The 22,820-nt window shown below is 70.5% G+C and carries 17 protein-coding genes; 11 read left to right on the forward strand and 6 right to left on the reverse strand.

What is annotated here, in order from left to right; translation table 11 throughout:
- Positions 1 to 43: 43 nt before the first annotated feature.
- The 5 genes from ABZ876_RS05930 to ABZ876_RS05950 form a co-directional block, all read right to left on the reverse strand.
- Positions 44 to 1,501, reverse strand: coding sequence for a sugar transferase (locus ABZ876_RS05930; RefSeq protein ID WP_361774854.1), 1,458 nt, complete (start codon positions 1,499 to 1,501; stop codon positions 44 to 46).
- 281 nt (positions 1,502 to 1,782) lie between these two features.
- Positions 1,783 to 4,050 (reverse strand): (Fe-S)-binding protein, encoded by a 2,268-nt coding sequence (locus tag ABZ876_RS05935; protein ID WP_361774857.1) that lies wholly within the window; start codon positions 4,048 to 4,050, stop codon positions 1,783 to 1,785.
- Between the two features lie 171 nt (positions 4,051 to 4,221).
- A complete protein-coding gene (locus tag ABZ876_RS05940; RefSeq protein WP_361774860.1) occupies positions 4,222 to 5,079 on the reverse strand; it encodes a glutaminyl-peptide cyclotransferase in 858 nt (285 codons plus the stop codon).
- On the reverse strand, positions 5,072 to 6,907 hold the full coding sequence (locus tag ABZ876_RS05945; RefSeq protein ID WP_361774863.1) for a DUF4012 domain-containing protein: 1,836 nt from the start codon (positions 6,905 to 6,907) through the stop codon (positions 5,072 to 5,074). The genes ABZ876_RS05940 and ABZ876_RS05945 overlap by 8 nt, the downstream gene beginning before the upstream one ends.
- Before the next feature lie 62 nt (positions 6,908 to 6,969).
- On the reverse strand, positions 6,970 to 7,425 hold the full coding sequence (locus ABZ876_RS05950) for a hypothetical protein (RefSeq protein ID WP_361774866.1): 456 nt from the start codon (positions 7,423 to 7,425) through the stop codon (positions 6,970 to 6,972).
- Positions 7,426 to 7,919: 494 nt separating this feature from the next.
- Here ABZ876_RS05950 and ABZ876_RS05955 point away from each other — a divergent pair, with 494 nt between their 5' ends.
- The 8 genes from ABZ876_RS05955 (at position 7,920) to ABZ876_RS05990 (ending at position 17,273) form a co-directional block, all read left to right on the forward strand.
- Entirely contained in the window at positions 7,920 to 9,386 is a 1,467-nt protein-coding gene (locus ABZ876_RS05955) for a polysaccharide biosynthesis tyrosine autokinase (RefSeq protein ID WP_361774869.1), read from the forward strand.
- 16 nt (positions 9,387 to 9,402) lie between these two features.
- Positions 9,403 to 9,960: a low molecular weight phosphatase family protein gene (locus ABZ876_RS05960; protein WP_361774872.1), complete on the forward strand. Its 558-nt coding sequence runs from the start codon at positions 9,403 to 9,405 to the stop codon at positions 9,958 to 9,960.
- 167 nt (positions 9,961 to 10,127) lie between these two features.
- On the forward strand, positions 10,128 to 11,975 hold the full coding sequence (gene dnaK / locus ABZ876_RS05965) for a molecular chaperone DnaK (RefSeq protein WP_361774875.1): 1,848 nt from the start codon (positions 10,128 to 10,130) through the stop codon (positions 11,973 to 11,975).
- Positions 11,972 to 12,631 carry a nucleotide exchange factor GrpE gene (gene grpE / locus ABZ876_RS05970; RefSeq protein ID WP_361774878.1) on the forward strand — a complete coding sequence of 220 codons (660 nt, stop codon included), beginning with the start codon at positions 11,972 to 11,974 and terminating at the stop codon, positions 12,629 to 12,631. Before dnaK ends, grpE begins: the two co-directional genes overlap by 4 nt.
- Before the next feature lie 39 nt (positions 12,632 to 12,670).
- The gene (gene dnaJ / locus ABZ876_RS05975) at positions 12,671 to 13,837 is read left to right on the forward strand and encodes a molecular chaperone DnaJ (protein WP_361774880.1); all 1,167 of its coding nucleotides are present in this window, start codon (positions 12,671 to 12,673) and stop codon (positions 13,835 to 13,837) included.
- Positions 13,838 to 13,841: 4 nt separating this feature from the next.
- The gene (locus ABZ876_RS05980) at positions 13,842 to 14,294 is read left to right on the forward strand and encodes a helix-turn-helix domain-containing protein (RefSeq protein ID WP_361774883.1); all 453 of its coding nucleotides are present in this window, start codon (positions 13,842 to 13,844) and stop codon (positions 14,292 to 14,294) included.
- A gap of 498 nt (positions 14,295 to 14,792) precedes the next feature.
- A complete protein-coding gene (locus ABZ876_RS05985) occupies positions 14,793 to 15,899 on the forward strand; it encodes a substrate-binding domain-containing protein (RefSeq protein WP_361774886.1) in 1,107 nt (368 codons plus the stop codon).
- A 336-nt stretch (positions 15,900 to 16,235) separates the two neighbouring features.
- Positions 16,236 to 17,273, forward strand: a complete 1,038-nt coding sequence (locus ABZ876_RS05990) for a LuxR C-terminal-related transcriptional regulator (protein ID WP_361774889.1) — start codon at positions 16,236 to 16,238, stop codon at positions 17,271 to 17,273.
- A gap of 73 nt (positions 17,274 to 17,346) precedes the next feature.
- On the opposite strand, the gene ABZ876_RS05995 is transcribed toward ABZ876_RS05990, so the two are convergent.
- Complete coding sequence (locus tag ABZ876_RS05995; RefSeq protein ID WP_361774892.1) at positions 17,347 to 18,384, reverse strand: helix-turn-helix transcriptional regulator; 1,038 nt, start codon at positions 18,382 to 18,384, stop codon at positions 17,347 to 17,349.
- Positions 18,385 to 18,717: 333 nt separating this feature from the next.
- On the opposite strand from ABZ876_RS05995, the gene ABZ876_RS06000 reads away from it, so the two are divergent.
- The 3 genes from ABZ876_RS06000 (at position 18,718) to ABZ876_RS06010 (ending at position 22,820) form a co-directional block, all read left to right on the forward strand.
- On the forward strand, positions 18,718 to 19,014 hold the full coding sequence (locus ABZ876_RS06000; RefSeq protein ID WP_361775588.1) for a (2Fe-2S)-binding protein: 297 nt from the start codon (positions 18,718 to 18,720) through the stop codon (positions 19,012 to 19,014).
- 497 nt (positions 19,015 to 19,511) lie between these two features.
- Positions 19,512 to 22,109 carry an ATP-dependent chaperone ClpB gene (gene clpB, locus ABZ876_RS06005; protein WP_361774895.1) on the forward strand — a complete coding sequence of 866 codons (2,598 nt, stop codon included), beginning with the start codon at positions 19,512 to 19,514 and terminating at the stop codon, positions 22,107 to 22,109.
- 186 nt (positions 22,110 to 22,295) lie between these two features.
- Positions 22,296 to 22,820: a YbjN domain-containing protein gene (locus tag ABZ876_RS06010; protein ID WP_361774898.1), complete on the forward strand. Its 525-nt coding sequence runs from the start codon at positions 22,296 to 22,298 to the stop codon at positions 22,818 to 22,820.

The following is a 22,820-nucleotide window of genomic DNA, read 5'->3' on the forward strand; positions in this document are numbered from 1 at the left end:
TCCGCCCGGTGTGCGGGACATTGCGGAAATGCGGGCACCGAGGCTAGTAGGCGCCGGTTCCCACGATGACGGCGCGGACGGTGCGGAGGAGGACCCCGAGGTCCCCGGCGGGCGACCAGTTGTCCACGTACCGCAGGTCCAGCGCGATCGTCTCGTCCCACGACAGGTCCGATCGGCCGCTGACCTGCCACACGCCGGTCAGGCCCGGTTTGACGGCCAGTCTGCGCCGTTCCACCTCGTCGTAGCGGGCGACCTCGTCGGGCAGCGGCGGACGCGGTCCGACCAGCGACATGTGCCCCAGCAGCACGTTGAACAGCTGGGGCAGTTCGTCCAGGGAGCAGCGGCGCAGCACACGGCCGACGCGGGTGATGCGCGGGTCGCGGCGGATCTTGAACATCCGGCCGTCCTGTTCGTTGGTCCAGGCCAGCTGGTGCCGCAGCCGTTCCGCGTCCGCGACCATCGTGCGGAACTTCGCCATGGTGAAGGGCGCTCCGCCGCGGCCGATGCGCGTCTGCCGGTGCACGACCGGGCCCGGGGAGTCCAGCCGTACGGCGAGGGCCACCGCGGCGAGCACCGGGGCGAGCAGCACGATCAGCAGCGCCGCGCCCAACCGGTCGGTCACCGCCTTCAGCAGCGCGGCGAGCCCCCGTCTCAGGGGCGGGGCCACGTTCAGCATCGTGAGCCCGGCGACCGAGAGGACGCCCACCCGGCGTCCGGCCACCTCGGTCAGGCCCGGTACGACCATGAGCGGGCACTGGGCGCCGTGCAGCGCCCACGACAGCCGCCGCAGCCGGGCTCCGCTCAGATGCGGTCCCGGTACGACGACGACCACGTCCACGCCGAGCCGCCGGGCCGCTTCGATGACCGGCGTGGAGTCGGCCGGCATGCGCGAGGGCGCCTGCCGACTCAGCCGGGCGGCGACCGGGGCCAGGTCGTGCGGGTCCTCGTCGCCGATGGGGCACACCCCGACGACGACGAACTCGTGGTCGGTCCGTTTCGCGAGGTGGCTCACCAGAGCGTCGACGGCCTGCGCCTCCCCGATCACCAGGGCCCGTCGGACGGCCCGGCCGGTGCGACGCCGCGCGAGCAGATGACGGTGAAGCAGCGCGTGCATGGCGGCGCTCACCGGGGCGCACGGGACGAGGGCGGCCAGGGCGAGGAGGAAGGGGGACTCCTCGCCGGTCGCCGCCCGCACCACCGCGAGCAGTCCGATCAGCACCAGCCAGTCCGGCAGCGCGGAGCCGACGTTTTCGCGCTCGCCGAGCCGGCGGTCGGCGTAGCGGTCCCGCGCGGCACGTACGAGCAGCCAGGCCAGGGCCGCCACCGCCGCGTACGCCACCGCGTTCCTGCCGTCGGCCCGCGCGAAGGCCGCGCACACCGGGGTGCCGGCGGCGGCCGCGTCGCCGAGGACGGCTGCGGGCGTGTACCAGGCGGGTTTGCCGCTGCGTCGCCCGACGGGTGGCTGCTCCCGGATGACGTGCGTCCGTGCGGGTCTCGTCATTGGTGCGTGGGGCATTGTCTCCCCGAACAGCCACATGCGCCCTCCAAGAGGATCGGAAAGGACGAATCGAGTGTCTACGGCGGTCTGTGGGGGAGTGGGGCACGACGCTGGGGGAGAAGGAACTCTCACCCGATGGGCAGAGCGCCATGCCGGTACACGTGCGTACCGGCGGGGGCCGGTGCACGCACGAGGGGCCGGGGTCGCTCGATGGCGACCCCGGCCCCTGGTCGGTCTGCGTACGGCGCAGGAAACGGCGTACGGAAACGGCGTACGGAAACCGGCTACTTCACGGGCTCGGGCTCCGGCTCGCTCTCCGCCTCCGCCGCGCCCGCCGGGTCGACCGGTGGCCTGACGGAGTCGAGCAGCAGCTGGGCCACGTCGACGACCTGGACGGACTCCTTGGCCTTGCCCTCGTTCTTCTTGCCGTTGACCGAGTCGGTCAGCATGACGAGGCAGAACGGGCAGGCGGTGGAGACGATGTCGGGGTTGAGGGAGAGGGCCTCGTCGACGCGCTCGTTGTTGATGCGCTTGCCGATCCGCTCCTCCATCCACATCCGCGCGCCGCCGGCGCCGCAGCAGAAGCCGCGCTCCTTGTGGCGGTGCATCTCCTCGTTGCGCAGGCCCGGGACCTTGCCGATGATCTCGCGCGGCGGCGTGTAGATCTTGTTGTGGCGGCCCAGGTAGCACGGGTCGTGGTAGGTGATGATGCCCTCGACCGGGGTGACCGGGACCAGCTTGCCCTCGTCGACCAGGTGCTGGAGCAGCTGGGTGTGGTGGATGACCTCGTAGTCGCCGCCGAGCTGCGGGTACTCGTTGCCGATCGTGTTGAGGCAGTGCGGGCAGGTCGCGACGATCTTCTTCGCCGACTTCGGCTTCTTGGTCGCCGGGTCCTCGTCGTCCTCGCCGAAGGCCATGTTCAGCGCGGCGACGTTCTCCATGCCCAGCTCCTGGAAGAGGGGCTCGTTGCCGAGGCGGCGGGCGGAGTCACCGGTGCACTTCTCGTCGCCGCCCATGATCGCGAACTTGACGCCCGCGATGTGCAGCAGCTCCGCGAAGGCCTTCGTCGTCTTTTTGGCGCGGTCCTCCAGGGCGCCGGCGCAGCCGACCCAGTAGAGGTACTCGACCTCGGTGAGGTCCTCGATGTCCCGGCCGACGACCGGCACCTCGAAGTCGAGCTCCTTGGTCCACTCCAGGCGCTGCTTCTTGGCCAGGCCCCAGGGGTTGCCCTTCTTCTCCAGGTTCTTGAGCATCGTGCCCGCCTCGGACGGGAACGAGGACTCGATCATCACCTGGTAGCGGCGCATGTCGACGATGTGGTCGACGTGCTCGATGTCCACCGGGCACTGCTCGACGCAGGCGCCGCAGGTGGTGCAGGACCACAGGACGTCCGGGTCGATGACGCCGTTCTCCTCGGCGGTGCCGATCAGCGGGCGCTCGGCCTCGGCGAGAGCGGCGGCGGGCACGTCCTTCAGCTGCTCGGCGGACGCCTTCTCCTCGCCCTCCATGGTCTTGCCGCCGCCGGCCAGGAGGTAGGGGGCCTTGGCGTGCGCGTGGTCGCGCAGGGACATGATGAGCAGCTTCGGGGAGAGCGGCTTGCCGGTGTTCCAGGCCGGGCACTGCGACTGGCAGCGGCCGCACTCGGTGCAGGTGGAGAAGTCCAGCAGGCCCTTCCAGGAGAACTGCTCGACCTGGGAGACGCCGAAGACGTCGTCCTCGCCCGGGTCCGCGAAGTCGATCGGCTTGCCGCCGGAGGTCATCGGGAGCAGGGCGCCCAGCGAGGTCTCGCCGTTCGCGTTGCGCTTGAACCAGATGTTCGGGAACGCCAGGAAGCGGTGCCAGGCCACACCCATGTCGGTCTTCAGGGCGACCGTGATCATCCAGATGAAGGAGGTCGCGATCTTCAGGCCCGCGAAGAAGTAGGTGAGGTTCTGGAGCGTGGAGACGTCCATGCCCTCCAGCCACGACACCACGGGGTAGGAGATGAAGAACGAGGCCTCGTAGCCGTCCACGTGGTGCTGGGCGCCCTCCAGGGCGTGCAGCATGAAGATGCAGACGCCGACGATCAGGATGACCGCCTCGACGAAGTACGCCTGGCCGAAGTTGGAGCCGGCGAAGCGGGACTTGCGGCCCGGCTTGTTCGGCTTGCTCAGCTGACGGATCACGATCAGGACCGCGATGCCGACCACCGTCATCGTGCCGATGAACTCGACATAGACGTTGTACGGCGCCCACTCGCCGATGACCGGCAGGATCCAGTCGGCCTGGAACAGCTCGCCGATGGCGTTGACGATCGTCAGCAGCAGGGTGAAGAAGCCCACGGCCACGAACCAGTGCGCAACACCGACGATGCCCCAGCGGTTCATACGGGTGTGGCCGAGGAACTCCCTGACCACGGTGAGGGTGCGCTGGGCGGGCTCGTCGGTGCGGGTGCCCGCGGGCACGCTCTGGCCGAGCCGCATGAAGTTGAAGATCTGCAGGACGGCGCGGGCGAACAGGGCCACGCCGACCACGATCAGAACCAGCGACACGATGATCGCGGCGAGTTGCATTTGGGGGCTCCTCGGGCCTGCGAGGGGGTTTCCTCCGATGTACTTCCCGTGTACTCCGAAGGCGCGATTACTAAGCGGTAACTTATGCAGTCCGTTTGAGACTACCCACTTATGCCGCCGCACTGTAGTGGCGCAAGCGGTGATCTGCGTCGCTGTGGGCCTTCCACCGGCTCAGCCGCCGGAGCCACCCGTTCCGCCGGCCGGGACGAAGGCCACACGGAACATTTTGGGCCAGAACTTCCCGGTGATGAGGAACTGGTCCGTTCCGGGAACGGCCGCGATGCCGTTGAGCACGGCCCCGGGGGCGAGTCCGTCCGGGCGCACCAGCCCCGAGGCGTCGATGTCCGCGGTCACCGTGCCGCCGGCCGGGTCGATCCGCACGATCCGATCGGTCTCGAACACATTGGCGTACACGGCGGCGCCGACGCACTCCAGCTCGTTCAGCCGCGACAGCGGGCTGCCGTCCTCGGTGACCGAGACCCCGCCCGTCGCCGCGAGCGTGCCCGGGTCGCGGAACGTCAGCCGGGCCGAGCCGTCGCTCGTCACCAGCCGCTGCCGGGACTCCTGGAAGCACACCCCCCAGCCGTCGTCCGGGTAGCGGACGCGGCGCAGCTCCTTCAGGGTGGCGGCGTCGCGCTCGACGGCGATCCGGTCCCGCCAGGTCAGCTGCCACAGGGTCCGGCCGAGCACGGTGATCCCCTCCCCGAACAGGGGCCCGGGCAGCGCCGCGCGCACCGTGGGCCGCCGGCCCGGTGGCCCCGCCTGCACCCAGGAGCCGCCGGAGAGGCCGGTGCCCTCGTAGAGCGTGCGCCCGGCCATCTCGAGGCCCTCGGTGAACGCCCCCGGGTCGTGCGGAAGGACTTCCAGCACCTTGACCCGCAGACGCTCGGCCCGCTGCCCGGCCGGTGCGCCCCCGGCCGGGCCCGCGGGGCGGCCGGGGGCATGCTCCACCACGGAGCACGACACCGCCAGCAGCGTCCCCACCAGCAGGGCCGCCCAGGACAGGACCGGTGTCATGCGGTCACGCATGGCAGGCGCCTCCCGGCTTCAGGACCGCCCGCAGGGGTGTCAACAGGGGCTGGCGCAGCAGCGTCGGGGTGCGGTCGGCGTGGGGCTCCAGCAGGTGCAGGACGAGGGTGCGCCGGGAGCCGGCGGGCAGCTCCAGGTCCAGCGTGAACACCGAGTGGCCGCGTTCCACGTCGGACGCGACCTGGGTCGGGCGGCCGTCCAGCGCGGCGCCGGTGAGGGAGGCGCCGGCACCGGCGTAGTACGAGACCAGGAGCCGGTTGTCGCCCGGCCGGGTGCGGTAGGGCGGGGCGTCCGCCCGCAGCGTGACATAGCCCGGCAGGCCGGAGGCCGGGGCCCGGTTGGCGAGGGTGACGGTGACGGTGACCCGACGGTCGCCGCCGGAGCAGCCGTCGCCCTCGGCCTGCCAGACCAGGCTCCGGTCGAGGTAGTAGTCCAGCTTGCCGCCCGCCGCGTTGTTCACCACCAGCCCGGCGAAGGGACCCGGGGTGGCAGGGAGCGTGCCGGCGTACGGGCGCGACTCGAGGATCCGCTGCTCCTCCGGTCGGGCGCTCCACACCTTGAGCCGCCCGTCCCGCTGAGCGTGGTACAGGGCGACGAGCAGCCGCGGCAGCATCCGGGTGTCGTCCGCCGCGGTCATCAGCCGGCCGGCGGCGGCACGGGCCGCCTCCACGAAGAACTCCTTGCGCCGGGTGACGTCGCCGAAGCGCGCGTAGCTGGTCCGCTCGGTGAGGTCCACGACGTTGGCGGCGGTCAGCTCGGTGCCGTCGGCCATCCGGACCGGCCCGGTGACCTGCAGGAATCGGCTCAGGGTGACCGGGTCGACGGCGATCGCGCCGTCCACCCGCTCCCCGGTGTGCTTCCGCCACGTCGCCGCCCAGATGCGCCCCGCGTAGGGGAAGTGCGGGCTGATGTTGGAGTTGGCCCACACCCGGGTGGGCGCGGCGGCCCGGAAACGGGCCGTGAACTCGGCTCCCAGGGCCTGGAGGTCCTTGCGGTCGAGTTCCGCCTTCGCCGTCTCCATCTCGGTGTTGTTGCCGAACCGTTCGAAGGACAGCCGGCCCCGGTCGGCCCGCAGCACGGCGAAGGCCCCGGGCACACCTCCGGTGCCGCGTGCCTCGGCGATGTTCTGGAAGGCGAGGAAATAGCGGCGTTCCCCCTGCATGCCGAGCATGGGCGGCAGGACCCGGGCCGCCACGGAGACATCGGTCATCACGGGTGCGAGACGGTCCAGCTGCCGGGCGAGCCGGGCCCGGGCCCGGTCGGCGGCGGGCAGCCAGGTGGTCCCGGGCAGCCGGTGCACATCGGCCCGTACCTCGGCCGTGACGCGGGCGGCCGAGGCGAGCTGCGGCGCATGCTGCCGCAGCGCCGTGAGCGCCCCGGCCATCCCGCCCCCGCGGCCGTCCGGGGCGGCCGCCGGAAGGGCGCTCGCCAGCGGGGACAGCACCTCGCCGGCCAGCCGGTCCGCCGCGTCCGCGGCCCCCCGCACGGTGCTGACGGGATCCCCGGCCCACGGCAGCAGGGCCGCCGTGTACCAGACCGCGCCGCTGGTCAGACGATGCGCCCGGGCGGCGTGCACGGCCGCGGAACGCACCGCCGCCGGCCGCTCCCAGGCGGAGCCCCCCGGGGAGCCCGGCGCCTGCGCGGGTGCCGCCGACTGCCGCAGTGCGTCCAGGTCCCGCTGGGCGGCGAGCAGCTCGGAGCGGGCGAACACCCCGGTGACCCCGATCCAGACGGCGGCGGCCACCGGGAGTGCGGCGGCGGTCAGCAGGGTGGTCCTCAGCGCGCGCCGGCGGATCCGGGCGCCCTTGCCGGGGCCGGGTGCGGGCACGCCGACGGCACCCCGGCGCAAACCGGGACGCCGTGGTACCGCGGTGCGGGTGTTCCGCTCCGTCATGAACTACGGCGACGGCGTACGGCCAGCATCGTGCCGCCGCCCGCCGCGATCAGCCCCGCCGCGGTGCCGCCGACGGCCAGGGCGTTCCCGCTGCCGGTGGCCGCGAGGCCCGCACCGCGCCCGGAAGCTCCCGGAACGGCGTGAGCTCCCGGAACGGCGTGAGCTCCCGGAAGGGCCTGGTGGCCGTGGTGCCCGGGGTGCCCGGGGTGCCCGGGCCCTCCCGGCCCGCCGACGGCACCCAGAATCCGGATACGCGTGGCGACACTGCGAGCGAGGTCGGTCTCGGTGATCCGGAGGACGTACCAGCCACGGTGGATGTGCGGCGGAACGGTGACGGTCCCCGTCACCGTTCCGGTGCCGTCGACCACGAAGGTGCCGAGGACGATCGGGTGGGTCCCCAGCTGCACCCTGACGGTTCGCCCGGGCACGAAGCCCCTGGCGGTGAAGGTCAACGGCTGTCCTGGGGCCACGGTGGTCACAGAGAGGGTCAGGGTGGGCGCTGTCGGCGGGTACTGCGCAAAGGCGGTCTGCGCCCCCACCAGTGGTGCTGACACGAGCACAGCAGCCGTTGCTGCGGATGCCAGTGCGCACCGCCATCTGGGCGATGACGTCATCTTGTTCACTCTCCTCGGCTTCGGTACGGGCCAGGCGGCTGCTGCGTCGGCCGTCATCAGGGTCTGGATACATCGAATAAATCGGACATCCTGCCTCCGACTGGCGAGGCACTGCCCAGAAGGCACCGGATGGGGGAGCGCTCGTTCCGCGATGGCCCACGCGATCTGGCCGATGGAGTGACGGGGCCGCGTGCCTCACCAGGGTCGTTCGCCGGGCCGACATGGGGGTGGCTCCCCCGATCGGCGTGCACGAGTCCCTATCTTCGGCTGTGCGCACAGGGAACAGAACATCCCAATTCGGGTGGTTCCCTTGGTTCGATGAGGGGTGCAGCTTGGATCTCCACGGATTCCTGAAGGCTCTTGCCAGACGCTGGCCGACCGTCGTGGTCTGTCTGGTGCTCGCGATCGGGGCGGCACTCGCCGCGACGGGCTTGAGCACTCCCGTCTACGAGGCCCGGGCCCAGCTCTTCGTCGCCACGCGCACCGCCGACGACACCACCCAGCTGAACCAGGGTCAGAGCTTCTCGCAGGCGCGTGTCCAGTCGTACGCCCAAATTGTGACGACGCGTCAGGTGATCGCGCCGGTGGTGAAGAGGCTGCGGCTGCGCACCACACCCGAGGAACTGGCGTCCCGGATCACCGCCGACGCCCCGCTCAACACCGTGCTCATCGACATCACGGTCCGGGACACCGCGCCCCGGCGGGCGGCACGCATCGCCAACGCGGTCGCCGAGCGGTTCGGCGCGGTCGTAGAGCGGCTTGAGGCGCCCAGGCGCACGGTCGGTTCCGAGCGGATGCGGGGGTATTTCCCGCGCAGCGGACCCGTGCCCGCCTCGCCCGTCACGCTGGGCGTGACCCAGGAGGCCGTTCCCCCGTCCGTCCCGGTCTCGCCCCGCCCGCTGCTCAACCTGGCCGCGGGGGTGCTGGGCGGTCTGCTGCTCGGCGCCGGGCTCGTCGCCGTGCGCGAGACCCTCGACACCACGCTCAAGACGAGTGAGGCGCTGGGCGAGTTCACCGCGCTGCCGGGCCTCGGCAGCATCCCGTACGACAAGAACGCGCCCAGGCAGCCGCTGGTCAGCGCCGATGTGCACTCCAAGCGTGCCGAGGCCTTCCGCAAGCTGCGCACCAATCTGCAGTTCGCGCAGGTCGACGACCGGCCGAGGATCATCGTGGTGACGAGTTCGGTACCCGGCGAAGGCAAGACCAACACCGCGGTGAACCTGGCCCTTTCCCTCGCCGAGGCGGGCATCTCCACCTGTCTGGTGGACGGCGACCTGCGCCGTCCCTGCGTGGCCCCGGCCTTCGGCCTCGTCCAGGACGCCGGTCTGACCACGGTCCTGATCGGGCAGGCCCGGATCGAGGACGTGATGCAGCAGGCCGGCGGCCGGCTCTCGGTGCTGGCCAGCGGTGCCGTACCGCCGAACCCCACCGAACTGCTCGCCTCGGCACGCATGGAGGAGGTGCTTCGCGAGCTGGCGGGCATCTACGAGGTCGTGATCGTGGACACCGCCCCGCTGCTGCCGGTCGCCGACACGGTCGGACTCGCCTCGCTCGCCCAGGGTGCGCTGCTCGTCGTCCGCGCGGCGAAGACCAGCCGGGAGCAGGTTCGCACCGCGGCCGAGTCGCTGGCGCGGGTGGGCGTCCGCGTCCTCGGCACCGTCTTCAACATGGCCCCGGCCCCGAAGGGCGACCGCTACGGCGCCTACGGCCGGTACGGCGAGCTGCCCGCCCCCCGCGCGGCTACCCCCCAGGGCGGGGCCGGCGCGCCGTCGGTGACGTGGGGCGCGGGAGGCCAGTGATCCGGGGCGGCGCGGTATGACCCGGGTCCTGTTCGTCTGCACGGGCAATGTGCACCGCTCGGCGCTCGCCGAGCGGCTGCTGGTCGCGCGGCTCGGGCCCGGCTCGGCCGTACGGCCCGAGAGCGCGGGCACCGCGGGGCGGCCCCGGGCCGGCATGGAGAGCTCCACCCGGGCCGTGCTGGAGGAGCTGGGCGGTGACGGTTCCGGCTTCGCGGCCCGGCCGCTGACCGCGCGGCTGGTCGCGGACGCGGCACTGGTCCTCGGGCTCGCCCGTGAGCACCGGGAGGCGGCCGTGCGGCTCGCCCCGTCGGCACTGCGGCGCTGCTTCACCCTGAAGGAGTTCGTACGGCTGGCCGCCGGGGCGGCGGTGCCCGCGCATGCTCCGCGGGTCGGCGAAGTGGTGGCGGCCGTGGCCGCCCGGCGCGGCGGCGTCGCCCCGGTCACACCGGACGCGGACGACATCGCGGATCCCTGGGGCAGGCCGCACCATGAGCTGTACGGGTGTGCCCGGGAGATCGACGGGCAGGTGAGCAGACTCGCCCGGCTGCTCGAGGGCGACGGGGCGGGCGCCTGAATACGACACGCGCCATCCCTCTTCCAGGGCCCCCACCTGCGACTTCGCTGTCATTGCCGTACGTCGCCGGATGAAAGTTGAGTCGGCTCGACTCAGGTCTGTTGACGCGTTGCGATCCCTCATGCATCCTTGAGCCTGTTCCACTCAAGTCAGCTGGAGGAATCGAAATGGCACGTGCGGTCGGCATCGACCTGGGCACGACTAACTCCGTCGTCAGCGTTCTGGAGGGCGGCGAGCCCACCGTCATCACCAACGCCGAGGGCGCCAGGACCACGCCGTCCGTCGTCGCCTTCGCCAAGAACGGCGAGGTGCTGGTCGGCGAGGTGGCCAAGCGTCAGGCGGTCACCAACGTCGACCGGACCATCCGGTCCGTGAAGCGTCACATGGGCACCGACTGGAAGATCGCGCTCGACGGCAAGGACTTCAACCCGCAGCAGATCTCCGCGTTCATCCTGCAGAAGCTGAAGCGGGATGCCGAGGCGTACCTGGGCGAGAAGGTGACCGACGCGGTCATCACCGTCCCGGCGTACTTCAACGACTCCGAGCGTCAGGCCACCAAGGAGGCCGGCGAGATCGCGGGCCTGAACGTCCTGCGTATCGTCAACGAGCCGACCGCGGCCGCGCTGGCCTACGGCCTCGACAAGGACGACCAGACGATCCTCGTCTTCGACCTCGGTGGCGGCACCTTCGACGTGTCCCTGCTGGAGATCGGCGACGGCGTCGTCGAGGTGAAGGCCACCAACGGTGACAACCACCTCGGTGGTGACGACTGGGACCAGCGCGTCGTCGACTACCTGGTCAAGCAGTTCGCCGCCGGCCACGGCGTCGACCTCGGCAAGGACAAGATGGCCCTCCAGCGCCTCCGTGAGGCCGCCGAGAAGGCCAAGATCGAGCTGTCCTCGTCCACCGAGACCTCGATCAACCTGCCGTACATCACCGCGTCCGCCGAGGGCCCGCTGCACCTGGACGAGAAGCTCACCCGGGCTCAGTTCCAGCAGCTGACGGCCGACCTGCTCGAGCGCTGCAAGACGCCCTTCCACAACGTCATCAAGGACGCCGGCATCTCCATCAACGAGATCGACCACGTCGTCCTCGTGGGTGGCTCGACCCGTATGCCCGCCGTCGCCGAGCTCGTCAAGGAGCTGACCGGCGGCAAGGAGGCCAACAAGGGCGTGAACCCGGACGAGGTCGTCGCCATCGGTGCCTCGCTCCAGGCCGGTGTCCTCAAGGGTGAGGTCAAGGACGTCCTGCTCCTCGACGTGACCCCGCTGTCCCTCGGTATCGAGACCAAGGGCGGCATCATGACCAAGCTCATCGAGCGCAACACCACGATCCCGACCAAGCGGTCCGAGATCTTCACCACGGCCGAGGACAACCAGCCGTCCGTGCAGATCCAGGTCTACCAGGGCGAGCGCGAGATCGCGGCGTACAACAAGAAGCTCGGCATGTTCGAGCTGACCGGTCTGCCGCCGGCGCCGCGTGGCGTCCCGCAGATCGAGGTCTCCTTCGACATCGACGCCAACGGCATCATGCACGTCACGGCGAAGGACCTCGGCACCGGCAAGGAGCAGAAGATGACCGTCACCGGCGGCTCGTCGCTGCCGAAGGACGAGGTCGACCGGATGCGCCAGGAGGCCGAGCAGTACGCGGAGGAGGACCACCGCCGCCGCGAGGCCGCCGAGACCCGCAACCAGGGCGAGCAGCTCGTCTACCAGACCGAGAAGTTCCTCAAGGACAACGAGGACAAGGTCCCGGGCGAGATCAAGACCGAGGTCGAGTCCGCCGTTGCCGAGCTGAAGGAGGCGCTCAAGGGCGAGGACACGGCCGAGATCCGCAGCGCCACGGAGAAGGTCGCGGCCGTCTCGCAGAAGCTCGGCCAGGCCATGTACGCCGACGCCCAGGCCGCGCAGGCCGCGGGCGGTGCCGGTGACGCCGGTGCCGGCCAGGCCAAGGCGGACGACGACGTGGTCGACGCCGAGATCGTGGACGACGAGCGCAAGGACGGTGCCGCGTGACGGAGGAGACCCCGGGCTTCGAGGAGAAGCCCGACGTCCCCTCCGGCGCCACCCCTGAGGACGCCGAGCCGCAGGCCGCCTCCCCCTCTTCGGAGGGGGCGGCGGCCCCGGCGGGGGACGCAAGCGCACAGAACGCCGGTCTGGTGGCCCAGCTGGACCAGGTTCGTACGGCGCTCGGTGAGCGCACGATGGACCTCCAGCGCCTCCAGGCCGAGTACCAGAACTACCGCCGCCGCGTCGAGCGTGACCGGATCGCGGTCAAGGAGATCGCCATCGCGAACCTCCTGACCGAACTCCTGCCCGTGCTCGACGACATCGGCCGCGCAAGGGAGCACGGCGAGCTGGTCGGCGGGTTCAAGTCCGTCGCCGAGTCGCTGGAGACCGTCGCGGCGAAGATGGGTCTCCAGCAGTTCGGCAAGGAGGGCGAGCCCTTCGACCCGACGATCCACGAGGCCCTGATGCACAGCTACGCGCCGGACGTCACCGAGACGACGTGCGTGGCGATTCTGCAGCCCGGGTATCGCTTCGGCGAGCGCACCATCCGTCCCGCGCGGGTGGCCGTCGCCGAGCCGCAGCCCGGAGCGCAGACGGTCAAGGCCGAGGAGAGCACCGAGGCGGGCGACGACAAGGAGAACGGTGGCCCGGACGAGGGCTGACGTACACCACGAACGCGTAGGGAAGGAGGGGCGTCGGGGATGAGCACCAAGGACTTCATCGAGAAGGACTTCTACAAGGTCCTCGGCGTCCCCAAGGACGCCACCGAGGCCGAGATCAAGAAGGCGTACCGGAAGCTCGCCCGCGAGTTCCATCCGGACGCCAACAAGGGCAACGCCAAGGCGGAGGAACGTTTCAAGGAGATCTCCGAGGCGAACGACGTCCTCGGCGATCCCAAGAAGCGCAAGGAGTACGACGAGGCCCGCGCCCTCTTCGGCAACGGCGGCTTCCGCCCCGGTCCCGGTGCGGGCGGCTCGTTCAACTTCGACCTCGGCGACCTCTTCGGCGGCCAGGGCGGCGCCGGAGGGTCTTTCGGCGGTGGTCTCGGTGACGTCTTCGGGGGCCTGTTCAACCGTGGCGGCGGCGCGGGCACGCGTACGCAGCCGAGGCGCGGCCAGGACATCGAGTCCGAGGTCACGCTGAGCTTCATGGAGGCGGTGGACGGCGCGACCGTACCGCTGCGCATGTCCTCCCAGGCGCCCTGCAAGGCCTGCTCGGGCACCGGCGACAAGAACGGCACGCCCCGTGTGTGCCCGACCTGCGTCGGCACCGGGCAGGTCGCGCGCGGCTCGGGCGGCGGCTTCTCGCTGACCGACCCCTGCCCGGACTGCAAGGGCCGCGGCCTGATCGCGGAGAACCCCTGCGAGGTCTGTCACGGCAGTGGCCGGGCGAAGTCCTCCCGGACGATGCAGGTGCGCATTCCCGCGGGTGTCTTCGACGGGCAGCGCATCCGGCTGCGCGGCAAGGGCGCGCCCGGAGAGCGGGGCGGTCCGGCCGGCGATCTGTACGTCGTCGTGCACGTGAACGCGCACCCGGTCTTCGGCCGCAAGGACGACAACCTGACGGTGACCGTGCCGGTGACGTTCGCGGAGGCGGCGCTCGGCGCCGACATCCGGGTGCCCACCCTCGGCGGGCCACCGGTGACGCTGAAGCTGCCTCCGGGCACGCCCAACGGGCGCACCATGCGTGCCCGGGGCAAGGGCGCGGTCCGCAAGGACGGCACTCGCGGGGACCTGCTGGTCACCGTCGAGGTGAGTGTCCCCAAGGACGTGTCGGGGAAGGCTCGTGACGCGCTGGAGGCGTATCGCGAGGCGACCGCGGGCGAGGACCCGCGGGCGGAGCTGTTCCAGGCCGCGAAGGGAGCATGAGGAGATGGACGGCCGTCGACGGAATCCGTACGAACTGACCGAGGACACCCCGGTCTACGTCATCTCGGTGGCGGCCCAGCTCTCCGGACTGCACCCGCAGACGCTACGTCAGTACGACCGGCTGGGACTCGTGTCCCCGGACCGCACCGCGGGCCGGGGCCGGCGCTACTCGGCCCGTGACATCGAACTGCTTCGCCAGGTGCAGCAGTTGTCGCAGGACGAGGGCATCAACCTGGCCGGCATCAAGCGCATCATCGAACTGGAGAACCAGGTGGCCGCGCTCCAGTCCCGTGTGGCGGAGCTCCAGGCCGCGCTGGACGGCGCGGCGGCGGTGATGCGCCAGCGCGAGGCCGCCGTGCACGCCTCGTACCGCCGCGACCTGGTGCCGTACCAGGAGATGCAGCAGAGCAGCGCACTGGTGGTGTGGCGGCCGAAACGGCAGCAGCAGACGGACTGACGCGCTCACGCGGACGTGAAGGGGCCGGGAGGCCGGAAGTGGCCTCCCGGCCCCTTTCGCGTGGTCCGGTTCCGGAGCCCTCTGCCGACGGGTTGGGCCTTGTGCCCGGTATTGCGCCGTTCACGAAGAACTGCCCTTTGTGGGAGCGCGCCTGACGGTGTGCGGCCGCCCCGCCGCGGGGGCATGTGACGGAGGTCACGTTTGCCCGTCTGAATTGAACGCCGCGCCGTCCCACGGGAGTTGACCGGAATTCGGATGCGGGGCCCGTGCAGGTAGTGGGCGGGATCTTCATCGGACGGGGGTTCGAAGACGGTCCGCGCACGAGACTCTCTTGGTCTTCACTTGACTTCCACAGAGATCCTGTTGCCATCTCGTTAACCCGTACTTCTTGACGGTGCACACCGTCGCCGCGTTGGCTTTCAGCCACCTGGGTAGCAATGCTGCTCCCGTGCTCGGAAGGCATCTGATGTGAACGCTCGTACCCCCCGTAGAACCGCTGTGCGTCGAACCGCCATGGCCCTGGCCGCCTCCACGGCGGCCGTCTCTCTCGCCGCGTGCGGCGTCATCGACGGAGTCGGCGGGGGCAGCAGCTCCGCGTCTCCCAAGAAGGGCGACGACATCACAGTGGGTCTCCTTCTGCCGGAGAAGGAGAATCCGCGGTACGACAAGTTCGACTACCCGATCATCCGGGACCAGGTGGCTTCCCTCACCCACAGCAAGGGCAAGGTCGTCTACGCCAACGCCGACGCCCAGCCGGCCAAGCAGAACGAGCAGCTCGACCAGATGATCGCCGACAAGGTGGACGTGCTGCTGGTGGACGCGGTGGACGCCAAGGCCATCGCGCCGGGTGTGCAGAAGGCCAAGGACGCGGGCATTCCGGTCATCGCCTACGACCGGCTCGCCCAGGGTCCGATCGACGCGTACATCTCCTTCGACAACGAGCTGGTCGGCCAGGTGCAGGGCCGCGAGCTCATCGAGGCGCTCGGCAGCAAGGCCGACGGCGGCAAGATCGTCATGATGAACGGTTCGGTCACCGACCCGAACGCGGCGCAGTTCAAGGAGGGCGCGCTCAGCGAGCTCGAGAGCAAGGTCAACATCGTCAAGTCCTACGACACGAAGGACTGGAAGCCGGAGAACGCCAAGGCGAACATGGCGGAGGCGATCCGGTCCGTCGGCCTGGGCAACATCGCGGGCGTCTACTCGGCCAACGACGGCATGGCAGGCGCCGTCATCGAGGCGCTGAAGGAGGCGGGCGCCGCCAAGGTCCCGCCGGTGACCGGACAGGACGCGTCGCTGGACGCCGTGCAGCGGGTCGTCTCGGGCGAGCAGTACATGAGCGTGTACAAGTCGTACCCGCAGGAGGCCAACAACGCCGCCGAGATGGCGGTGGCCAAGGTCCAGGGCCGCTCGATCGAGTTCGACGCGCTGACCCGTGACAAGGTCGACAGCCCGACGGAGAAGAACATCCCGTCGATGCTGGTGCCGGTGGTCTCGCTCAAGAAGGACAACGTCAAGGACACCGTGCTCGACGACGGCATCTACACCGTCCAGGAGATCTGCACCCCCAAGTACAAGGCGGCTTGCCTGGCGGCCGGTCTGAAGTAGCGGCGGGGAGCGGCAGGACCGAAGCGCCGGACCGAAGCGCCGGACTCAAGCAGCCGGACCGAAGCTGGATCGAAGCAGCCGTGGCGGACGGGCAGTGATGCTCGCCCGCCACGGCTGTTTTCGGTACGCCCGGCCGCGCGTCCGCCGCCGCCCGCGGCCCCCGGCACCTGGGTGCAATCGGAACTTCCGGAGGGTGGGAGAATCCCGGACGTTCCCGGGCAAGTACGGGCGTTGGGGCGGCGGAGCCGTGTTGCGGAGGCGGGCGGGTCCGCGCATAGTTGCGCTGCGAAGGCGATGCAGGACGCTGGAGCCGGGAGTTGGAGCCAGGGGTGGAAGATGGCCGGGCACGGGACGGACGCGCATCCGCACGGCGCTGACCGGCTCTGTGAGGCCGGCAACCGCGTGTACTCCCGGGCCGTACGCCGGGGCCGGGTGCCCCGAGCCGACGCCGCGACGGTGCCCTGTCTGCTGGAACTCGCGCTGCTGCACCCGGACCCCGACGACATGGACTGGCTGGTGCCGACCTCCCCGCAGGAGGTCATGACCCGGTTGCTGCGCGGGGTGCACGAAGAGGTGGGCGCGAGCCAGGCGCGGGTCGGGGCGGCGGTGGCCGCGGTCGAGTGGTACGCCGGGCTCGGCGGTCGTGAGCAGGGCCCCGCGGAGGGCGTGGCGATCCGTGTCCTGGACGGGCTGCCGCGGATCCGTGCCGCCATGGACGAGGCGACGGAACAGTGCATGCGCGAGGTGCTGACCGTGCAGCCGGGCGGCATCCGCCGCGAGGACGAACTCTCCGAGGGCCTGCACCGGGCGATGGAGATGCGCCGCAGGGGCGTTCGCATGCGCGATCTGTACACGCATGTCGCCCGGCACGGCCAGGGTCTGCACACCTACATGGAGCTGATGGGCGAGGCGGCCGAGGCCCGCACCCTGGACGAAGTGCCCGAGCGCCTGATCCTCTTCGACCGCACGGTCGCCTTCATCCCGGCGAACGCCGACCGCACCATCGCGCTGGAGCTGCGCCACCCGGCCCTGATCGACTATCTGGTGACCGTCTTCGAGCGCCTGTGGCGCCTGGCGATCCCGCTGACCTCCCCACTGCCGGAGACCGGTATCGACGGCATCACCCACCGGGAACGCTCGATCGCGGCGCTGCTCGCGGAGGGCCACCAGGACGCCGTGGTTGCCGAACGTCTCGGCATCAGCGTGCGCACCTGCCGGGCGCACATCGCCCGGCTCTCCGAGACCCTGGGCGCGGCGAGCCGTACCCAGCTGGGCGTCCGTATCGCCCAGGCGGGCCTGGACGGGCCTCCGCACGCCCCCGAACTGCTGCCCGCCACCGCTCCCTGTGCGCAGGAGCCTCCCACCGGTCTCTGAGGGAGCCGGCCGCCGTGCCGGGCGCCACGGCTCCGCTCCGCGCGAGGAGCGTGCCCTCGCGCGGGCGCCGTCGTCACTGCGGCCGGCCCCCGCCCGGAAGGCCTTGGTTCTGGCTCAGGATCCCCGACTGGGCGATGAGGTAGCCGAGTTGGGCACGGCTGCCGCTGCCGAGGGCTGTGGCCAGCTTGGCTATGTGGGCGCGGCAGGTGCGGACGTTCATGCCCAGGCGGCGGGCGATGGCCTCGTCGACATGGCCCTCCACGAGCAGTTTGGCGATGGAGTGCTGGATGTCCGTGATGCCGTCCGGATCGGTCTCGTAGGGGGTGCCGGCTCTCAGCGGCACCGCCCGGCCCCACATGAACTCGAAGACCTTGACCAGGTAGCGGACCAGGCCCGGGTGACGCAGCTCCAGGGCGACCTGGCGGTCGTCGCTGATCGGGATGAACGCGACGGCCTCGTCGCAGATGATGAGCCGCTCGACGAGTTCGTCGATGGTGCGGTACTCGGCCTTGCCGTCGGCGAACTGGTCCACGTAGGCCAGCCGTTCCGGGCTGTACCGGGCCGTGTGCTGGTACAGGGTCCGGATGCGCACTCCGCGTTCGATCAGCGGCCGGTCACGCTCCAGTCCCTCGATGAGCCGGCGCTCGGGGCGGTGGCCGCTCGGCTGGACCGTGAGCATCTCGTTCTGGCACTGGGCCGTGGCCAGGTCGAGCGCCGCGTTGATCCGGTCGAGTCCCTCCAGCACCGTGATCGAATGCGTGGGCGCGGTCGCCTGGGCGCTGAGCGCCATGAACGGCTCGAAGGTTTCGGCCAGACTGGTCGACAGCCGCCTGCGCTCGGAGATCTCACGCTCGATCGGATGCAGCCGCTGGGCCAGGGCGACCGGAGGGGGCACGGGACGCAGCCAGTTCGCATCGTCCGGATCGGGGTGGAGGAGGGCGAACTCCATCAGACAAGGAGCCTCTTCCGCGTCGGCGCGGGCGATACGCCCTGTGCGCAGGGCGTTCGCATACAGGCGGCCACCCTCCTCGCACAGTTCGGTCAAGGCATGGGGATGTGTCGCTTTAGCCCGATTGGTTGTCAAATCTCCACCCCCCAGGGTCCTGAACATGCAGGAACATGATGCACCGATTGTGTGGCCATGACGTGCCCGAATGAGCCATCGTCTTAGTCGACGGGGGAAGAGGGGACCTTCAAGTGAGGACGAAGCCGACTATGGGTAAGAGAATGCTTCGCTCGGTGCTTGTCGCCACCTTCTCCGCCGTTGTGGCCTTCGGAACGCTGAGTGGCCTCTCCGGCACGAAGGAGGACGTGCGAGCGGACAGCGTCTGGTCGTTGGTGCCCGCTTCTTCTGCGGCCGGCAGTGACACACCCGTCGGCACAGATGACAGCGTGTGGAGCTGATGTGACCACTCCTCCGGACGACCGCACCTTCCGTCGCGAGATGGCCACGGCCTACCGCTCCGGCTGGCACTTCATCGACCTGGTCACCGCCATCCCCCACAGCGGTGACTCGTTGATGGTGACCGTGTTCGGAGAGCCCGTCGTCGTCACCCGGGACGAGGACGACGATGTGCGGGCCTACCGGCTTCTGCGGCGGCCTCGGGGGGCGCCGCAGCCCGTCCGGTGCGCCATAAGGTACGGAATGATCTTTGTGAACCTGGACCAGCGCGACCACCGGCTGGCCGAACCGGACACCCCCGAAATGACGACCATCTCAGCCACCCCCCGCAGTGCCTGACGCGATTCCCCCGTCGTAACAGATCGCTCAGGTGCTTCCCCCCCGCAGCGGCGTCACCGTGACCTGAACACGGTGACGCCGCTGCAGTTTGCGCGGAAACGCCGAGTACGTCCCGAGGGCACGGTGGCTGGAACCAGCCCCTCCTCCCGGGTTCCAACGCACCCATGCCGGTCCCAGCGGTCACATTCGGTGACAGTCCCGCCGCGGATGCCCGCGGCGGGGCCGTCGACGTGCCCCCTTGGTCCCTTCGTGCGAGCCTGGGCCCTTCGTGGGCACCATGCCTTCTCGTGCGCCTCCTCGTGCGCCGTCCTTCCCGATCGCCGAGCCGCTTCCGCGTCCGGCCCGTATGTCACTCCGGGCGCCGCGCGGGTACACGGTCCTTGTCTCTCCCGCTTCACGCCTTGAGTGCAATAGACTCAACTTTGTGTACGTTGCTCTCGTCAGAGTGAAGGAAGACGACAGCTGAGCGCGGCCGACGCAAGGAGGAGATCGGGAACGTGGACGCCGAGCTGACCAACAGGAGCCGGGACGCGATCAACGCGGCCACCAGCCGGGCCGTGTCGGAGGGCCACCCGGACCTGACCCCCGCCCACCTGCTCCTCGCGCTGCTCGAGGGGCAGGACAACGAGAACATCATCGACCTGCTGGCCGCCGTGGACGCCGACCAGGCCTCCGTGCGGTCCGGCGCCGAGCGCGTGCTCGCCGGTCTGCCCAGCGTCACCGGGTCGACCGTCGCGCCGCCCCAGCCCAACCGCGAGCTGCTCGCCGTGGTCGCAGACGCCGGCAATCGCGCCAAGGACCTCGGCGACGAGTACCTTTCCACCGAGCACCTGCTCATCGGCATCGCCGGGAAGGGCGGCGCCGCGGGGGAGGTCCTGTCCCGTGAGGGCGCGGACGCCAAGAAGCTCCTGGACGCGTTCCAGAGGACAAGGGGAGGACGCCGGGTGACGACCCCGGACCCGGAGGGCCAGTACAAGGCCCTCGAGAAGTTCGGCACCGACTTCACCGCCGCCGCGCGCGACGGCAAGCTCGACCCGGTCATCGGCCGGGACCAGGAGATCCGCCGCGTGGTGCAGGTGCTCTCCCGCCGTACGAAGAACAACCCGGTGCTCATCGGTGAGCCGGGCGTCGGCAAGACCGCCGTCGTCGAGGGGCTCGCCCAGCGGATCGTGAAGGGCGACGTGCCCGAGTCCCTCAAGGACAAGCGGCTGGTCGCGCTGGACCTCGGCGCCATGGTCGCGGGCGCCAAGTACCGCGGCGAGTTCGAGGAGCGGCTGAAGACCGTCCTCGCCGAGATCAAGGACTCCGAGGGCCAGATCATCACGTTCATCGACGAGCTGCACACCGTCGTGGGCGCGGGCGCCGGAGGCGACTCCGCGATGGACGCCGGCAACATGCTCAAGCCGATGCTGGCCCGCGGCGAGCTGCGCATGGTCGGCGCGACGACCCTCGACGAGTACCGCGAGCGGATCGAGAAGGATCCGGCGCTGGAGCGGCGCTTCCAGCAGGTGCTGGTGGCCGAGCCGACCGTCGAGGACACCATCGCGATCCTGCGCGGCCTCAAGGGCCGCTACGAGGCCCACCACAAGGTGCAGATCGCGGACAGCGCGCTGGTGGCCGCGGCCACTCTCTCCGACCGGTACATCACCTCCCGCTTCCTGCCCGACAAGGCCATCGACCTGGTCGACGAGTCCGCCTCCCGGCTGCGCATGGAGATCGACTCGTCCCCCGTGGAGATCGACGAGCTCCAGCGCGCCGTGGACCGGCTGCGCATGGAGGAGCTGGCGATCGGCAAGGAGACCGACCAGGCCTCCAGGGATCGGCTGGAGAAGCTGCGCCGCGACCTCGCCGACAAGGAGGAGGAGCTGCGCGGCCTGACCGCCCGCTGGGAGAAGGAGAAGCAGTCCCTCAACCGCGTCGGCGAGCTGAAGGAGAAGCTCGACGACCTGCGTGGCCAGGCCGAACGCGCCCAGCGCGACGGCGACTTCGACACCGCCTCCAAGCTGCTGTACGGCGAGATCCCGGGCCTGGAGAAGGAGCTGGAGGCCGCCTCGCAGGCCGAGGAGGAGGCCGCCAAGGACACCATGGTCAAGGAGGAGGTCGGTCCCGACGACATCGCGGACGTCGTCGCCTCCTGGACCGGCATCCCCGCCGGGCGCCTCCTGGAAGGCGAGACGCAGAAGCTGCTGCGCATGGAGGAGGAGCTGGGCAGGCGGCTCATCGGCCAGACCGAGGCCGTACGGGCCGTCTCCGACGCCGTACGCCGCAGCCGGGCCGGCATCGCCGACCCCGACCGCCCGACCGGCTCGTTCCTCTTCCTAGGCCCGACGGGTGTCGGCAAGACCGAACTGGCCAAGGCGCTCGCCGACTTCCTCTTCGACGACGAGCGGGCGATGGTCCGCATCGACATGTCGGAGTACGGCGAGAAGCACAGCGTCGCCCGGCTGGTCGGCGCCCCGCCCGGCTATGTCGGCTACGAGGAGGGCGGCCAGCTCACGGAGGCGGTGCGCCGCCGCCCGTACAGCGTCGTCCTGCTCGACGAGGTGGAGAAGGCCCACCCGGAGGTCTTCGACATCCTCCTCCAGGTGCTGGACGACGGCCGCCTGACGGATGGTCAGGGACGCACGGTCGACTTCCGCAACGTGATCCTGGTGATGACCTCGAACCTGGGCAGCCAGTTCCTGGTCGACCCGATCTCCAGTGAGGAGGAGAAGCGGGAGCAGGTCCTGGAGGTGGTCCGGTCCTCCTTCAAGCCGGAGTTCCTGAACCGGCTCGACGACCTGGTGGTCTTCTCGGCTCTGACGAAGGACGAGCTGAGCCGGATCGCCCGGCTCCAGATCGACCGGCTGTCGCGGCGCCTGGCCGAGCGCAGGCTCAACCTGGAGGTGACCCCGGAGGCCCTGGAGTGGCTCGCCGACGAGGGCATGGACCCGGCCTACGGCGCCCGCCCGCTGCGCCGTCTCGTCCAGACCGCCATCGGCGACCGCCTCGCGCGGGAGATCCTGGCCGGCGAGGTCAAGGACGGCGACACGGTCCGTGTGGACCGCGTCGGCGAGGGCCTGCTGGTGGGTCCGGCGACCGGCAAGACGCTGTAGCCGTACCCCGGTGCTCCAGGCGTCCTCGCGCGGGTACTCGAGGGTGTGTCCCGCCCGGGTGCGGACACGCTGTCCACCCGGGTGACCGGATCGTGTCAGCCGACGGCTGACACGATCCGCCGGGGGTTGCCACCCCCCTCCCCGGATGAGGGAGGATGGCGGAATCCGTACGAAGGGAAGAACACGGTGAGCATCGACCCGTCCTCGATTCCGAACTTCGGGGGCCAGCCCGAGCCGCAGCAGCCGGCGGGCCCCGTGGTTCCGGATCAGGACCTCGTGAAGCAGCTCCTGGACCAGATGGAGCTCAAGCACCTCGTCGACGAAGAGGGAGACCTCGTCGCGCCGTGGGAGCAGTTCCGTACGTACTTCATGTTCCGCGGCGAGGCCGACCAGGCGGTCTTCTCCGTCCGGACGTTCTACGACCGTCCCCACCAGATCGGCGAGAAGCCGCAGCTGCTGGAGTCCATCGACGACTGGAACCGGCGCACCCTGTGGCCCAAGGTCTACACGCACACGCACGACGACGGCACCGTCCGCCTCATCGGTGAGGCGCAGATGCTGATCGGCACCGGCGTGAGCCTGGAGCACTTCGTCTCGTCGACCGTCAGCTGGGTGAGGGCCGCCATCGAGTTCGACCGGTGGCTGGTCGAGCAGCTCGGCCTCGCGGAGGACGTCGACGACGCGGATGAGCCTGAGGACGACGGAGAGTAG

The organism is Streptomyces sp. NPDC046931, from assembly GCF_040644655.1.
GTDB lineage: Bacteria > Actinomycetota > Actinomycetes > Streptomycetales > Streptomycetaceae > Streptomyces.